The following is a 16,598-nucleotide window of genomic DNA, read 5'->3' as shown; positions in this document are numbered from 1 at the left end:
TGAACGCGGGCGAATCAGTCGAGACGCTCAGTTTTTCAGACACCATGAATCACTGTTCGTCAGGGTCAGCCGGACGAGTCCTGCGCACGACGTTGCCCAGCACCGCATCAGACTGGAAACCACGACGAGTAATCCCCAAAGCGTCACGCAACTCGTCAATCAACTCATTGAACGAGCGATCGACGCCGTCAGAACGGATCCACATCGCCATCTCATCAAGCTGATCATCAGAGTAGGCCGCCAGTGGCAGGCCAGGGGCGATCGCCGGACGCGGACCACGCGCCGTCTCAGGCTGATTCGCAACGATGATCTCAAGCATGCCCGTAATCACCTCGTCAGCGCGCTCGCGGGCATCCATCTGATGATCCGACTTCGCAGGCTCCGTGACTACGTCATCCGTCTGTGCCCCAACGTCACCGGATTCAGCCGGTTCTTCCAGGACGATCTGTACCTCAGGCTCAAGAACCACCTGCTCGCTGGGAGCCAAAACCGGAGCGGGGGCCACAGCAGGACCCGCATCGCTAGATGCAACTTCAGGAGCGTTCAAGCCAACCAACGTATCCGGGCCGGAGGTATCCACGTCTACAACCATCGGGACCTCGACAACCTGTTGGTCAGGCACACCGTTGATTTCATCCACCGCATCCAAAACAAGCTGAACAATCGTGTTTGCTTCCTTTGCCGGGTCAATGAAAACGGCCATCGACAACGCCGTATGGACCTTCCAGCCCTGGGCTTCAAGCATCGCCGGCCACATACGGTCACGGACACGCAAGGACGGCTCCGCCACATACGCTTCATCATCAGTCAAAACCGCGACAAGCAGTCGACCGGGAACCTCCGGGTGGCCAATCGCAAGCGGAATACGCATTCCACCCGGGATACCCACGTTCGGGACTACCTCAAGCCCCATCGAATACAGGCGTTCTGCCAAGTCAATCAGCAGACGATCCGGTTCAGCTTCCAGAACCGGCCACCCTCCATTCCCCACACCGGACTGACCTTCGCCAATCTCAATCAGGTTGTAGAGCATCTGGGCGCCTTCAGCGGAAAGACGCGACGGATCGATATCGCCGGAGTGAATCGAAGAAATCAACGTCAGATCACCACGCACCGCACGCAAAACATCCGACATTGCCGACAGCCCGTTCTGGCTGGAGAAGACACCGAAATCATGGATCACACGCCCGTGCGGGGTCTTTGCAAAACCAACGGAAATGATGATCCGATCGCGACTAAAACCACGAGCGCCGCCAGGATCCACGACAGCGAACGGCTGAGCGGTTGCTTCGTCGAAGAAGGATGCCAGTCCGGGTTCCGAGGCGCGGACTTTCTCGATCGCGCGCTGAATGCGATTCGCGTGCGTAGTTGACAGGGCGATCACACCCAGCGAACGTTCCGGCTGAGACACGGCGTGCTCGATGACCTGTTCAACGACAGCATCGACTTCCGCGGTGGTTGATTCCACTGCGTGAGAACCCGGAGCGGGCATACCGGAGCTTTCGCACCAGAACGCCGTAATCGGAGCGGCTGCAGCCGTCCACGGGACCGGGACACCCGTATGGTCGATGCCATGGCGAGCAAGAAGCAATGCAACCTGGTCATTCAAACGCGTCGGTGCAACGTCCATTCGCGTCGTTGGTAGAACACTGGCCAGCACACGCGCCGCCCCACCTTCGTGAGCGCCAGACAAGTCTGCCAGTACAACAACTTGGCGAGCACGAGCAATAATCGGGATCAGTTCAACCAGTGGCAGATCATCAATATCGTCCAGGATCAGCAGGTCAACATGATGTCCGGCCTTGACGATCGCGGGAACCAACGTAGGAACCGTGAACACCACTGGCACCAGGTAACGGACCAGGGGAAGAGCGTTGTAGAAATCAAGCGCGCCAACGGGCGTGCCCGAAGCCAATAGAGCTTCCAGTTGTTCTTGCTGGTCCGGGCGTGTCGCCATCGCCTGTAAACGCAACCTGCGAAGCTGACCCAAAACCTGCGGAGCCAACGTATTCACCTGGGCAAGATCCAGGGCACGACCAGACTCAAGCGTGGCCTCAAGATGAGCGGGGTCGAAACCACCCAGTTGCGGATCGCTTGCCAGCATCAGGCCAAGAATTGATGCCCACCACGCCAGATCCAGTTCTGAATCCACCATCTCGTCATCAACGTGACGATCACGCAAGTCTTCAGCCAGCGACGCCAAACCTGCACCCTTGAGCTTCTTCAGCACTGTGACGCGACGTGGCAGTTCACGTGCACCTTCGGGATCAGTATCCAAGGACTCGAACAACGCCGCCAGATCAACGATCGTCATCTCTTCGAAGTTCTTATGACCCGTTAAGAACATCGGGCGCAGAGCCTTCAGATCATCCTGAATGCTTGTCGTCAATTCGATCGCTTCATTCATACGGTTCGGCAAAGTCGGCCAACCGTCGCCACCGGTATGGTCGCGCCACACATCGCGACGTTCCTGCACCTTGAGGAGTTCAGCGTGCAGGTCCGAAACATGCGTTCCAGGACGAACAAAGTCCTGGGCTCGTTTCAACAGACGCGTCCGTTCTGAACGCTTCATCGTGATGCCGTGGGCGGCACGCCACTGCTTCGACGCAGTCGCAATCACCATGTCAGCAGCCGAGTTCTCAAAGATCTGCGGAGTGAAAATATCAAGAACGTCGCGAACACCCTCAAACATATGCAGTTGAGCGAGCCACTGAGACAGAGTTGTCGCAGTTCGAATATCCGCTTCACCCGCAATCGTGCTGATACGAACACGAAGTTCAGGCAAGCTTTCCGTTGCCAAACGATGAACGCGCAACAAAACGTCAGGAACCTGCTCGTCCGACGAAATAACAACGCCCTTCCATGCGGTATGCGCCGTTGCGCGTGCAAAAAGACCCAAGTTCGAGGCCTCGTGCAGAAGCTCCCTAGCCTTCGCACCCTGATCCTGAGCAATATCTAACAGAACATCCTCGCGGAAACGAACGCGGGTAGAAGGGCTCGGATGCGCGCTTGTCAGGTCTGTCAGCACCTGAAGAGCCTCGTACGCACTTGCCCCAAATGCGCGGAACGGACGATGCAAGTACGTCGTGTACGACGACAAACGCGAACGCACATCGCGCAGCTTGGTACGTATCTCGTCCACTTCACCCATATCCGCAACCGGGGACGTATCGGTCATCACCTGATGGATGCGCGCACGGATTTCAGACCCGTCCGCGGTAGTGCCATCCAGACGGACCCCCGCTTCACTCAACCCCAAGGAACGCAGACGCTCTTCAGCCATCGTCGTACGCGACGGCGAACCCCCCAAGTGGATCACGCGCCTACCATAGGCCGCACTATCAGCAAGAATCGCGCCCACCAGCGCAGTGTCATCCGAACCGTGAGGCACATCCACAACGAAAGAACGACCCGAAGCAACAGCTTCAACAACATCCTGCTGCTGAGGCGTCAAATCGCCTGCGCCACGTTCTTTCCACGGATCGCGATCGGTTGGAACAGAATCCGGCAGTACGCGATGAGTGTTCTGGCGAGCTTCCTGATCGCCAGCCAGAGCACGCACAATATCCGAGCTCAAAATATGCTCAGCATTGTCATACTCGCGGTGCAGCTGAGAAGCCGGATGCTCGAACAGGCCGATAATGAGTTCGTCACGAAGCTCAAACTGGTCAAGATGACGACCCAACTCGCGGACCTTCGCCAGCGCCTTGGATGAAGAGAACCCGTGGATAGATGTCGCTTCATCAATCAACGCCTCAGCATCGACTGCGACTCCGCTCTTCAACAGAGCTGACGTGATCGTGTTGTCCAGCTTGTAGCCAGAAGCCAGACGAATCGTCACGTCATCAGGTTGGTCTTCAAGAAGAACAGGGCGAAGCAGGACAGCAGAGCTGGCCCATTCGCCAGCATTCATCCATCGGGCGTAGCCGATAGACATGTGAACAGTTCCCACACCGTGGCGTGCAGTGAGCTCACTTGAACGCGCCATGATTGCGCGCGCATGATCCAAGCCTCGTTTCAAGGCGGAAGGCTCACGGATGAGAAGGGACAGACGCGTCGGCTGGTCAGCGTAGAGCTTTGCAAGCCCACCTGGGTGCGGAGCGCCGATAGTCAGACGAGGAGCATCCGCACCATCAATGCGAGTCCGGCGAAGCAGGTCATCTTGCCACACAGTCAGTTGATCGCGAAGACGCTGGTGCGTGTTCGGCTGGGCTGACTCCTCTGTCGGCGCAACAGGAGTCTGTTGCTGCGACGAGGGCGTTCGTGAATGACGTGAGAAAAAACTAGAGGCCACGATTCCACGGTAGTGGAGTGGCCTCGGTTTTCAACGGAGGCGTTGCCGTGTAGGGGCAGATTCCCCTACGCGGCAACGCGTCTCGCAATTGATGTCAGTAGTGGGTGACGACGGCAGTACCGGAATCAGCCCAGCTAAAGACGTAGTGTGCTTCAGCGACGGGCAGGTTCACACAACCGTGCGAACCACCAACGGAGCCTAGTCCAAACTGGCGTACCCACGGAGCACCGTGGATCGCGTAGGAACCGGTGAAGTAGGAAACCCACGGCACATCCTTCGCGCAGTAGGGCCACTCGGGGGTACAACCCATGTCCTGCTTCTCGTACTTCAGGTAGATGTGATAGGTGCCGGTGACGGTCTCATGACCGGGGGCGCCGTGGTTGACCGCAATGGGGTCGTGGACAACGGTCTGGCCTTCGTAGGCGGTCAGGCGGTTCGTGGTCAGGTTAATATCGATCCACTTTTCACCCTCATGCATGGCATATGGGTAGGCTTCGTAGCCCGCCATAACGGGGCGCGTTTCAGTGGGCGGCGGAACCTTGTCATAGTCAAAGCTACCCGAGTAGTCGGTCCCAGCATTCAGGGCAGCAACCACATCAGCGCCCACCTGAGCGGAGTTGTTGACGGCTTCGCCTTCCTTGCCGGGCATCGATTCGGCCAGGACATTACCGGCGCCATCAACGTTGTTGATTGCCGGGGTTGGGGCAACGTTCGTTGCTTCAGCAGTCTTATCAACCCATGCCTGGACAGCTTCAGGATCGATGGAAGGGGTTCCTTCTACGTCATCAACGCCGGGCAGAGCAACCCACGCTGCGCGGTCGACGGTTTCGGCAGTGTAGTCCTTAATACCGTCACTGATCGTCACCGAGTGAGCAACAAGAGCGGTGGCTGCGTCGGCAACCTTTTGAGCTTGCTTGTCAGACACAATCGGGTCCTGCGTGGACGGCGAAACGGAAATTGCCTGTGAGGACAGAGTCTGCAACGCCGTGGCCACAGCATCATTCAGCGGCTGGGCATCAATCGCGATACCAGGTACCCCGGGGGTCACAACGAACGCACCCTGCTCATCGACTGAAACGGTCGCCGACTTGGGGGCCTCGCCGACGGACTTCACCAGGGAAGCCATGTAGGCGTTGAAGGTTTTCTTATCAGTAGAGGAAACAAGGGGGTAGTCGCTACGCTTGAACAGGCCAACGAAGCGTTCCCAGACGGAATCCGAAGAAGCCAGAACTTGATCCGCTGACGCTTGCGCATCAACGGTGACGCCCAGATCTGCAAGCGATGCCTTTGACGGGGTACCGTCAACATCTATGTCAATTGAAACCTGGGAGGCCTGATCGTTGATCCATGCGACAAGCTCGTCACGATTCATCGCGTTGACATTGTGTCCGCCAACGGATGCGGTCGGAAGAGCTTTATCAGAGTAGTAGCTGGCGTACGCCGTGCCGGCACCACCGACAACAACTAATACTCCAATGATCGCTGCAATCAGCCATTTCATTCGGGTCATGCGTCACTGCCTTTCATTCCGCTCACAATCGTAATGGGCTGATGCTTGCTGAGGAAAGTCGTTGAGTTGTCAAACACTGTTAATGTCGCCTCAGTCGACATTTCTTTTTTCACAATCATTCCACTCGGGTTAACCTGCCTGTCACCGCTAAGGTTGCGCCAATCGCTTCTGGCACACACTTTAAGTTCGTCACCCTCGAGGATCCGCTACAGTCCGACTACACCGAAGGCACGGTTGACTCGGTGACGCTGAATGACTCCACAGTTGATTCCAAGTAGTACACGCGACTGGAGGTCAGAAAGTCTCCGTCGACTTCAACCAAGCGCAGATCGCCACCGGCGAATAAGAGCACCGATGCACTCACCAACAATGGCGGGCACGAAGTACATCAGCGTGAACACCGCAAGGTCGCCCCAATCTCTGGGCGAGGTCAGGCCAAACGCCTCGGGAACTGAGACAACGAACGCAATAGTCGTCACAACGGCAAGGAGCACCGGGCGCCAGAATCGAAAACCCCAGCGATACGCGGACACCATCGCGCACACGTAGGCAACAAGCGGCAGGACAATAAACATTCCCGACAGCCCTTTTTCATCGTCAATCATCGTGCGCATGGCATCAACGTGGCACAGCAGGAATTGATATCCCACCTGCACGACGAATACGACGAGCAACAAAATCCATTCGGCGCGACGCATCACTGCACCTGCCAGATCAGGAAGCCCCGCAACGCGATACCCGCATAGAAGAGCACGGGAACTCCCACGCCACTGACAATCAGCGCCACGACTGCTTTCGGAGTGAAAGGTGCGGGCGCGTGCCGGTCAAAGCGAGTCGGTATCTGCTGTTCGGGCGACGGGGCGGTCGACCCGAGGGGCTCGAGCTCTTCCATAGTCCAAGCGTACAGTCAGCACCTCGTTCACGGAAGAGGTGCCTCTGTATCGCTTGAAACGTCCGAAGTGAACACGTCAGACCTCACCCCACCCCTAACCCGCACCTCGTCGCGCGTCACCACCTACACCCGACGCGACACAACCACACATTTCAGGGCAAAAGTGTCGCGTCAGGTGCAGTCCGTGCCAGAAAACTCACCCAACCACAGCACCACCTACACCCGACGCGACACAACCACGCGTTCCAAGCCCAAACCGTCGCACCAGGTGCAGTCCGTGCCAGAAAACCCACCCAACCACAACACCCCAACCACACCAATCAGAAACGCCACGGAATCCCAGAAGGAACCCCCACCCCAGAAGAAGGACTCTGGCCACGCAAAGGCTGGCCGGACGCGCCCACTAGACCCACGACACGCCGTCTAAAGCACCACGTTTGCGCCTATAGCCCGCATTAGTCATACGGGAAATCCTCCAAGATTTCGTCCGCATACCCTTTTGTCCTATAGCCCCGGACTTGTTCGGCAACGAGCACGGCTCCGCGAGACCATCGAGACCGCAACCCGCACCTACGCGCGCACGCCTACGAGTTCTAATCGAGGGCAAAGAGAGTAGATAGGAACGTAGATCGGGGTTCTGAGCGGCTTTTTGGCTCAGAACCCCGATCACTTTTCGTTGATATTCCAACGTTTCTTGTGCCCCCGAGACGATTCGAACGTCCGACACCCGCTTTAGGAGAGCGGTGCTCTATCCCCTGAGCTACGAGGGCTTAGCCAGCCATATCCTGCGCGCGAACGCGCCGGCAGTCTGAGCGCCTCCAACTCTACCAGCCTCGCCGACTTTCGCTCCACGCGCGAGCGCACAGCACCGGGCGCCAGTTGTACGTATGGCCTCGTCAATCATCCGCTAGCGCGCAGTGCACACGCCCGCCCCTCATCCACGAGGCCGCGTACACCGCCACACCACTCCCCCATCGCCGGCGCAGAACACCACCGCACAAAACCCCGCCGAAACACACTGGTGGGGTAAGGCCGAAGCCTCACCCCACCAGAAAACGAGTACTACGAATCAGAGGGCAGCCAAGCACTCGATAATCGCGCTAGCAACCTTCGGAGACGCGACGCTCATGGCGCGCAGAACATCCTCGTGTTCAGTTGGTGTGTCGTCAAAACTGAGGTCGGAGACGACGGACAGACCGCCAACCTCGACGCCCAGCTGGTGGAGCGAGATCGCTTCAAGGATCGTGCTCATACCAACGGTGTCCACACCATTGTTCGCGAGCATCCGCGATTCAGCTGCCGTCTGGAACTCCGGGCCGCGCAGCAGGCCGTACGTGCCCACGCGGTCGCTAATCGGAGCCAGGATACGCGTAATGCGTGGCGACCAGACCTGCCAGATGTCGGTAAACACCGGGCCCTCGAACGGGGAAACACCAGAGAAATTGAAGTGATCTTCAATCGTCATCACGTCGCCCACTGTCCAGTTACGCAGGCATCCGCCAGCATTCGTCAGAATCGCGACCGTGATGCCGGTCATCGCGCAGACGCGGACCAGCTGGCAGACCTGTGTCGGCGTATAGCCCTCGTACAGGTGGACGCGACCGGTAGCAACCAAAAGGTGCTTCTCACGACCACCGTGCACATTCACGCGCACGCTCAGCAATTCAGCGCCGTGACCTTCAACCGCCGGAACCGGAACGCCGGGAAGGTCTGCCAAGGGCAGGCGAGCCTCGATTTTCCCGATTTCGTCCAGCGCATCACGCAGACCAGAGCCAAGAACGACAAGCGCGTCGTGGCGTTCAACGCCGGTGCGCGTTGCGATCAGCTGAGCACCCTCGCGCACCTCGTCCACTGCCAGCGGGTCACGCTGGAAGCAGTAGTCCAACGCTTCACTACGCACAGCATCCACAACGGCAACCGATAAATCAGGCACTGCGGTTTTCCTGAGCAGCGATCTTCTTCATGGAAGCCAGCAGGTAAACAACGTAGCCGATGATCAGAGCAAGGATGACACCGATGTTGCCGTATGCCCACGGGCCTTCCTTACCACCGAGCATCCACAGCAGGTAGCCCTGCCAGTTGTTCCATGCGGCAGCCTCAGCGAACGAGTTGATCACGAAGCCCCAGCCGATCACGCAAGAGACGGCCATGATAACGATGGACACCCAGTTGATCGAACCGTAGATGCCGGAAGCATCGAACAGGGCCTTCTCGTCGTAGTCAGCCTTACGCAGAGTAATGTCAGCCATCATGATGCCTGCCCATGCGGCGAGCGGAACACCCAGGGTGATCAGGAAGGACTGGAACGGGCCGATAAAGTCCGGGGAGAAGAACACGACGAAGATCGTGCCGGCGGTCAGGATGATACCGTCGATCAGCGAAGCCAGCGGACGAGGCACCGCGATGCCCAGCGTCAGCAGGGTCAGACCGGAGGAGTAAATACCGTTGATCGCACCTGACAGCAGGGACAGGATTGCGGTCAGCAGGAACGGAATGAGGAACCAGGTCGGCAACAGGGTGGCCAGTGCACCAACCGGATCGCCACCGATGGCGTCGGACAGGTCAGCGTCAGAACCGGCAAGCATGAGGCCGAAGGTGATCAGGACGACCGGGCCGAGCGAGCCACCGAAAGTGTTCCAAAAAACGATGGACTTACCATCGGCGTCGCGACTCTGGTAGCGCGCCCAGTCAGCAGCAATGTTGACCCAGCCAAGACCCATGCCGGTCATGACCATGGTGGCGGCACCGATCGTTGCAGCCAGTGAACCGGATTCGATTGCGCCGAGTGCGGACCAGTCGATGTGCGGGACGACCAGGATGATGTAGATGATCGTAGTGATACCGGTCAGCCAGGTGAGGACTGCCTGCATCTTCATGATGATGTGGTAGCCGGCAACTGCGCCGAGAACGATGAGCGCTGCGACGACAACGGCGGCAACGATCTTGACGGCGTTGCCGTCTTCGCTCGACCAGCCGAGGCGGACGAACACGGTGGAGGTCGCTAGGACGGCGGTGATGGCGAGGGAGGTTTCCCAGCCGATAGAGGTCAGCCACGAGAAGATACCGGGGATCTTCGCGCCGTTCACGCCGAAGGCGGAGCGGGACATGACCATGGTCGGTACGGAGCCACGCTTACCGCCAAGGGCGATGACGCCACAGATGATGAAGGAGACAACGACACCAATGATGGTGACGATGACTGCCTGCGCGAAGGAAATTCCGAAGCCGAGAACCCAGGCGCCGTAGCTCATGCCGAACACGGAGATGTTCGACGCGAACCAGGGCAGGAACAGGTTATGGGGCTTAGCGGTACGTTCTTCGTCGCTGATGATTTCAATGCCGGCAGTTTCGATGCCGGACTGGGAAACGGAGCGGGTTGCGTCCGCTACCATTTCTGGCGTGCTCATAGACGTTCCTTGTCTGTGTAGATCAGGGCGAACCGCAGGATCGGTAGTTCGCACCGAATTAGACTAGACCATTCTTGACTATGAGTGACGCTCCCTCGGCCACACGCCAGAAAACCGGGGGCACTTTTCACACATTGGTGCGCTCTTTGGGGTACGAGGCCACTCACACCACCAGATCTCTCAGCATACTTCGGGGCGGATCATGAGTTTCTAACGGCCTCTACGAGCCTCCCTGGGGCATCCAGAACAGAAAACCTTGTAGCAACACAATGGTGTCTGGGCGGGGACCCGCCCAGACACCATCCATCAAGACAACGCGCTCTTCGCGCGAGCCATCGGCTGAGTCACGCGTCAGCGACGCTCCCACGTCGGAGCCTTCGCTGATTCAGCCTTGCCCAGGTGATCAGACGGAACAATCATCACGGGGCATGTTGAGTGACTGAGTACCGTCTGCGCGGTCGAGCCGAGCAAGACACCTGCCAAGCCACCGCGGCCTCGTGTACCGACAACGACCAGATCAACCGCTGTCGAGAACTCAATCAACAGCGAAGCGGGCGACCCGTCCAGCGCATGACGCGCAACCTCCATGTCGCGACCGTCAAGTGCCTGGTCAATGGCGGCACCTATTGCGGTGCGGACATCTTTCAACAGGTTGGAGTGATCCAAACCGGTCGGCGCCCACGTCATCATGGACGTGCCCGAAGCAATCGGAACAGCCGAAACAGCGGTCAGTCGAGCACCCCATGTGGATGCTTCATCAATCGCGCGACGCAAAGCCGACGAGGGAACCTCGGTACCATCCACACCGACAACGACACGTTCGATCGGCATGAAGCACTTGCCGGACGTATGGCGAGGAACGATGACAACCGGACACTTCGCGTGTGCCGGCAACGCGGACGAGACCGTGCCGAGAAGACGATCAGCAAAGGAACCGCCTCCACGCGAGCCGACAACAACTAAATCAACTTCGCGTGACATTTCAACCAGAACGCCCGCCGGGTCACCCGGCTCAATAGATGAAGTGACCTTTCCTAGGCCACGCTCTTTCGCCGCTGCGACCGCTTCTTCAACGACCTGCTGGGCGCCACGCTTCAGAGCTTCATCGTCAAGAACCGCGTAGCCACCATCCAACGCCGCCGCTGAATAGGACGCCAATGCGTAGGTGCAGAGAACGTGGACACGCCCGCCCGTGCGTAGTGCGCGGTCAGTGGCCCATTTGACGGCCGCGATGGACTCCGTTGAACCATCAACGCCGACCAAGATGACTTCGGTGGATGCCATAATGCCCCCTCGTGACTTACATCACCTACCATTGTGCACCACATCGCGATTTTCCGAAACCGAAAATAGAACTTTTACCTGTTCAAGAGGGTTTTAGACAAAAAACTAGAGCAAAAGAACCGAAGTTCTTTCGCTCTAGTTGAAGTATGCGCCCTTAACGAACGTTGAGCTCAGTAACGAACGAACATGCCACCTGCACGAACGGGCGAAACCTTAGAGAGAGAACCCGGGACGGTGGCTTCCACCATCTGGCCGTTACCAATGTAGATGGCAACGTGACCCGAATAAGCAACCAGGTCGCCAGGCTGAGCTTCGCCGGCCGAAACCTGGATACCACCGGCAGCCTGCGCGCCGGAGGAGTGCGGAAGGCCGATGCCCGCAGCGGCGTATGCCAGCATGGTCAGACCCGAGCAGTCAACACCAGCGTAGGAAGCGCCACCGTAGACGTAGGGAATACCGGTCAGAGCAAGAGCAGCGGCCACAATAGAAGATCCGGCAGCGTTGTACGCAGCAGCGGTTGCAGCGGTTGAAAGGCTGAGGTCTTCACGAGCCTCGGAACGATCCGCGGCGACAGTTTCTTCAGCGACCGGAGTAGCGGCAGCAGGAGCTTCTGCGGTCGCGGTCGGAGCTTCTGCTTTCCATTCAATATCCGCAACGGAAACGGTGACACCAGTTGCTTGAGGAGCAGTGGTCGTGGTGGGAGTAGCTTCTTGATCGCCACTAGGAGCAGAAACGGTGACAGCGTTTGCGGCGCCACCAACAACTGCAGTCAGAGCAAGACCGGTCACGGATGCAACTGCCGCCGGACGGATCGGGCTGAGCGACGTGATCGTGTCGGCCAGTTCCACGATCGGCACCATTGGGCGACGTGCCTTGCGGTGACGTGGCGCAGGTTTGAGGTTCGTCAAGAGTGTTCTCCTTTTGCACCTTCGAGGTCAGCTGTCGGATTCGAGCAGGAGAGCCCGGCTTGGTTTCCCAAGCTTCACCCCAAGGCCACAAGGGCCGAATTGGTTCCCCCGAGTTGGATCAAATGAACCGGATCCTTCACGATCCAACTTCGGTAAATGAAGGACGGCTGGCCTATCGACCGTTATGAACTCTATACCTTTGACCCCCAAATGTCACGCAAAGGTAACGAAGTGGAGTCAAATCACATTTCGACTACTAGATGTGGTGCCAGCGCCAGAGGAATTCGGAAGCTGGAATCACTGTCAGAGGCATCCTGATCGGCGCGCGCAATCCGCACATAATCGCCTTCTCCGCGCAGGATAATGCTGACTCCAGGACCAATCTTTGCCGCGGCAAAATCAGCGATGATGTCATGTTCAGCCTGGATAGGTTCACCGATACGAACGAGTCTCACAATTTGGTCGTCGTGGGCACGCGCCACAAGTTCCGCAGACTGCCCACTGACCTCGACGCCCATTCCAGGAATCGGGTTACCGTAAGGATCCGTTGTCGGATCCTTCAAGAGCTCAAGCAGACGACCTTCGACCTTGTCGGACATGACGTGTTCCCAACGGCATGCTTCATCGTGGGCACACGCCCAATCCAAACCGATGACATCGACCAGGAGTCGTTCAGCCAAGCGATGCTTACGAACGACCTCTACAGCCCGCTTACGGCCTTCTTCAGTCAGCTCCAATCGACGATCACCCAGAACGTGCAGAAGCCCGTCGCGTTCCATGCGAGCAACGGTCTGCGAAACAGTCGGACCTGAGTGATCAAGTCGTTCAACGATGCGTGCACGCAGGGGCGTCACCCCATCCTCTTCCATTTCAAAAATGGTCTTGAGGTACATCTCGGTGGTGTCGATGAGGTCTCCCACGGCGGTTCCTTTCCTACGATGAACCCCTGCACGAATCGTGCATCGTTCAAAGGTTTTCAGGTACTTAAGAGAATATGAGTTATCGAGTATTTTTACCTGACGATTGTCATTTCCGTTGATATTGCGCCAAACGGTGGACAGGCATACGCGGTGAGCACCCACGGTATTTAGCACCATGTGTGTCATGGAATATGTTCCGCGAGCGCATCTAATGCGACTAAGTTTGAGCCTATGGAGACATTCCCCCCGATTCCTGTTTCTATCCTTCCTGCTGACGGCCGCTTTGGTTCCGGCCCGTCGCGTGTGCGCCCGGAGCAGATTGATGCGTTGAAGACGCCTAGGTTGATGGGGACCTCGCACCGCAAGTCCCCGGTGAAGAATGTTGTCCATTCAATCCGCGAGGGATTGACGACCTTGTTCAATCTTCCCGATGACTATGAAGTCGCCCTTGGCAACGGTGGCGCCTCAGCGTTTTGGGACGTGGCGGCGGCCTCGCTCATTCGCAAGCAGGCCGCGTTCGCGACCTTCGGGGAGTTCGGCGCAAAATTCGCCAAAGAGGTGGACAAGGCCCCGCATCTCGCCGACGCGCTTCGCGTTGAAGGTCAGCTGGGCACCGTTGTCACGCTCACGGGGAACGAGGCCGGGACCGCTGGGGAAGAACCCGATGCTTTTGCTTATCCGCACCATGAGACCTCGACGGGCACGATCAGCCGGGTGAACCGTATCGGTGGTGAAGACGCATTGACGCTGGTGGATGCGACCTCGATCGCCGGCGCTGCGCACGTTGATATTGCCAACACCGACGCCTATTACTTCTCTCCCCAAAAGGCTTTCGCCTCTGACGGTGGCCTGTGGGCGGCGATCCTCTCCCCTGCAGCCGTCGAACGCGCACAAGAATTGCATGGGGCGACCGACCGTTGGATGCCGACCTTCTTCGACCTTTCGGTGGCGATTTCTCACTCGCGTAAGGATCAGACGCTGAATACGCCGGCTGTGGCGACGCTGATCATGATGGATCAACAAATCCAGTGGATGAATGCCGGTGGTGGCTTAAAAACGATGGAAGCGCGCTCTCGCGCCGCTTCCGACCTGATTTACGCCTGGGCCGACGCCTCGTCAGTTGCTCACCCCTTCGTTGAGAATAAGGACTGGCGCTCCCCCGTTGTCGTCACCGTTGAATTCGACGACGTGGTCGATGTGAAGGTCCTGTCTGACGGCCTGAGAGCATCGGGCATCGTCGACATCGATGCCTACCGCGGGGTTGGTCGCAACCAGCTCCGCATCGCGACATGGCCCTCGACTCCAACTTCGGACGTCGAAGCACTTCTGGAGTCGATCGATTGGGCGCTCGAACGAGCACTGTGACCCCAAAGGTCAGCCCAGGCCTCGTCGATCGCGATAATCCACCGCAGAGAACGTGGACGCAAGCTGGAACATAACGAGGTCCTACTAGGCGCAACCTGCACGACGCTCAGCGCGCAGGCACTTGACACGCTACTTTCCGGTCGCGTTCCGTTCAGCTTCAGCGAGCAGAGTAGCTAGGTATGCGCGCTCCGCGGGGCCCTCGACCTCGATCGGGTGCGCCGAAACACGGAACTTGACCCGGTAATTCCAATGAATCAGACCCCACACGCCCGCGATAACTCCGATCGCTAGGGAAGCTCCACCGCCGACAAGAATCGACCAACGGGCACCAAACTGCTCGCCCACCCAACCGATGAAGGGCGAGCCGATCGGCGTCGCGCCCATGAAAATCATCGAATAGAGAGCCATCACGCGACCGCGAACACTCTCTTCCGTGGTGATCTGAATAGTCGCATTCGCTGCCGTCACCATGGTCAACATTGCAAGGCCCGTCGGGATTGCAAGAACCGCGAACGACTCATACGTCGGAGCCAAAGCCAACACAATTTCAAGCAGACCGTAAATCGCCGCGCCCGACACGATCAGACGCAGTCGAGGCTGAGCGCGACGCGCAGCAAGAAGTGAACCGGTCAAAGCTCCCACTGCCATAAACGAACCCAGAATGCCGTACTCGCCCGCAGCCTTGCCGTAGACCTCAGTCGCCATCAGGGCACTGGTCAGCTGGAAGTTCATGCCCAAACCTGACACGACCGCTACAATCACCAGGATCAGCACAATGTCGGGACGATTCTTCACATAGGAAACGCCCTCGCGAATCTGGCCGGGCGAACGCTTCACAACCTTGCGGGGAACCAAATCTGCAGAACGCATCAACGCAAGCGTCAAAACTGGAGCAAAGAACGCAACAGCGGTCACGATCATCACCCAGCCAGTACCGATCGCATCAATCAACAAACCGGAAACAGCCGGGCCAAGCAGACGCGCAGCATTAAAGGCCGTCGAGTTCAAACCGACAGCGTTCGACAAAGACTGAGCCGGAACCAGTTCAGACACAAATGCCTGGCGCGCAGGTGAATCAATCGCGCCAGCAACGCCACCCAACAACGCCAACACATACACATGCCAAAGCTGGGCTGTATTCGTCAGAATCAGCACGCCCAAGATCAAGCCCAGGAGCGCGTTCGCCAACTGCATCGCCTGTAGCAGAGCGCGACGATTCAGACGATCAGCAAGCAAACCAGCCCACGGTGACAACAACAGAATCGGCAGGAACTGCAAAGCGGTGACAACACCCACTTGCGTGCCAGAGTTCTTCGTCAGAACGGTCAGAACCAGCCAGTCTTGCGCAACCCTCTGCATCCACATGCCCGTCGAGGCAATAATGTTTCCGAAGAACCACAATCGGAAGTTGAAGTAACGCAACGAATGGAAAGTACGTGACACGCGCGGATGCGCCTCCCTAGTTTTTCGGAGACCTAAGAAATAGCTGTTTCAAGCATACGAAAAGCCCCACGGCAATGTGAACTGCTCCCGAAGACTCGAAGCGCTGAAGCCCCAAGACCCATCAGCTCCCACCATGACGCGACCTCGAACGCGATGGCCTCATACACGCATCGGGCGAGGTCCGCATCAGTGGTCCCGAGCTGCAGGCCCCAGAAGACCCCGCTCGGCGCCTTCGACCACCTACCGCGATTTTGATCGGAAAGACGGGCGAAGAAGAAGGGCACCCCCGCGTCGAGTTCCAGCGCCGTCAGTTCATCACTTCGGTCGTATGTTCCACGCGGTAGAGCATTCTTCACGTACCACCGATGCGCGGCTCCTGCAGTCGCGACCGCCGCCTCTCTGACGAAATCCCCGCGCTTGAGAAAGGCGAAGACGGGACACCACTATGCGGGACTCCACTAATCGCGCCAACGTCAGCCTCAGATGAAGCCGGTACTTGTTAAGATGAGATCCGTCACGCCGACCTCCTGCGCAGTCACTTCACTCGCTCGTCTTCAGCGTCGACATTCCATCAC

Annotated in this window: 11 protein-coding genes, 1 tRNA gene, 1 pseudogene and 1 riboswitch; of the genes and pseudogenes, 1 reads left to right on the top strand and 12 read right to left on the bottom strand. The window is 58.1% G+C overall.

Features of this window, described 5'->3' with window-relative positions; translation table 11 throughout:
• Positions 1–49: 49 nt before the first annotated feature.
• From QP381_RS03930 to QP381_RS03885, 10 genes are all read right to left on the bottom strand, one after another.
• Positions 50–4,294, bottom strand: a complete 4,245-nt coding sequence (locus tag QP381_RS03930; RefSeq protein WP_285067882.1) for a prevent-host-death family protein — start codon at positions 4,292–4,294, stop codon at positions 50–52.
• Between the two features lie 94 nt (positions 4,295–4,388).
• Positions 4,389–5,804 carry a L,D-transpeptidase family protein gene (locus tag QP381_RS03925; protein ID WP_006680858.1) on the bottom strand — a complete coding sequence of 472 codons (1,416 nt, stop codon included), beginning with the start codon at positions 5,802–5,804 and terminating at the stop codon, positions 4,389–4,391.
• 314 nt (positions 5,805–6,118) lie between these two features.
• Entirely contained in the window at positions 6,119–6,502 is a 384-nt protein-coding gene (locus QP381_RS03920; protein WP_006680856.1) for a hypothetical protein, read from the bottom strand.
• Positions 6,502–6,696, bottom strand: coding sequence for a hypothetical protein (locus tag QP381_RS03915; RefSeq protein ID WP_006680855.1), 195 nt, complete (start codon positions 6,694–6,696; stop codon positions 6,502–6,504). The genes QP381_RS03920 and QP381_RS03915 overlap by 1 nt, the downstream gene beginning before the upstream one ends.
• A 697-nt stretch (positions 6,697–7,393) precedes the next feature.
• Positions 7,394–7,466, bottom strand: a tRNA-Arg gene (locus tag QP381_RS03910).
• Positions 7,467–7,765: 299 nt separating this feature from the next.
• Positions 7,766–8,629, bottom strand: coding sequence for a purine-nucleoside phosphorylase (locus QP381_RS03905; RefSeq protein WP_006680854.1), 864 nt, complete (start codon positions 8,627–8,629; stop codon positions 7,766–7,768).
• The gene (locus QP381_RS03900) at positions 8,622–10,103 is read right to left on the bottom strand and encodes a purine-cytosine permease family protein (protein WP_442953358.1); all 1,482 of its coding nucleotides are present in this window, start codon (positions 10,101–10,103) and stop codon (positions 8,622–8,624) included. The genes QP381_RS03905 and QP381_RS03900 overlap by 8 nt, the downstream gene beginning before the upstream one ends.
• 351 nt (positions 10,104–10,454) lie before the next feature.
• Positions 10,455–11,387 carry a universal stress protein gene (locus QP381_RS03895; RefSeq protein ID WP_179370177.1) on the bottom strand — a complete coding sequence of 311 codons (933 nt, stop codon included), beginning with the start codon at positions 11,385–11,387 and terminating at the stop codon, positions 10,455–10,457.
• Positions 11,388–11,557: 170 nt separating this feature from the next.
• Entirely contained in the window at positions 11,558–12,295 is a 738-nt protein-coding gene (locus tag QP381_RS03890; RefSeq protein WP_179370176.1) for a C40 family peptidase, read from the bottom strand.
• A gap of 2 nt (positions 12,296–12,297) precedes the next feature.
• Positions 12,298–12,460: riboswitch (cyclic di-AMP (ydaO/yuaA leader) on the bottom strand.
• A gap of 77 nt (positions 12,461–12,537) precedes the next feature.
• The gene (locus QP381_RS03885) at positions 12,538–13,215 is read right to left on the bottom strand and encodes a metal-dependent transcriptional regulator (protein WP_040318369.1); all 678 of its coding nucleotides are present in this window, start codon (positions 13,213–13,215) and stop codon (positions 12,538–12,540) included.
• Positions 13,216–13,446: 231 nt separating this feature from the next.
• Here QP381_RS03885 and serC point away from each other — a divergent pair, with 231 nt between their 5' ends.
• Positions 13,447–14,580 (top strand): phosphoserine transaminase, encoded by a 1,134-nt coding sequence (gene serC / locus QP381_RS03880; protein ID WP_006680848.1) that lies wholly within the window; start codon positions 13,447–13,449, stop codon positions 14,578–14,580.
• Positions 14,581–14,709: 129 nt separating this feature from the next.
• On the opposite strand, the gene QP381_RS03875 is transcribed toward serC, so the two are convergent.
• Positions 14,710–16,023, bottom strand: coding sequence for an MFS transporter (locus tag QP381_RS03875; RefSeq protein WP_006680847.1), 1,314 nt, complete (start codon positions 16,021–16,023; stop codon positions 14,710–14,712).
• A 32-nt stretch (positions 16,024–16,055) separates the two neighbouring features.
• Positions 16,056–16,436: pseudogene (locus QP381_RS09665) on the bottom strand (FGGY-family carbohydrate kinase); the annotation flags it as partial.
• Positions 16,437–16,598: the final 162 nt, after the last annotated feature.

The sequence above is a fragment of the Pauljensenia sp. UMB6358 genome (genome assembly GCF_030216865.1).
Lineage (GTDB): Bacteria > Actinomycetota > Actinomycetes > Actinomycetales > Actinomycetaceae > Pauljensenia > Pauljensenia turicensis_A.
Note: the sequence above shows the minus strand (reverse complement) of the source record. Positions and strands in the feature narration are given on the sequence as shown.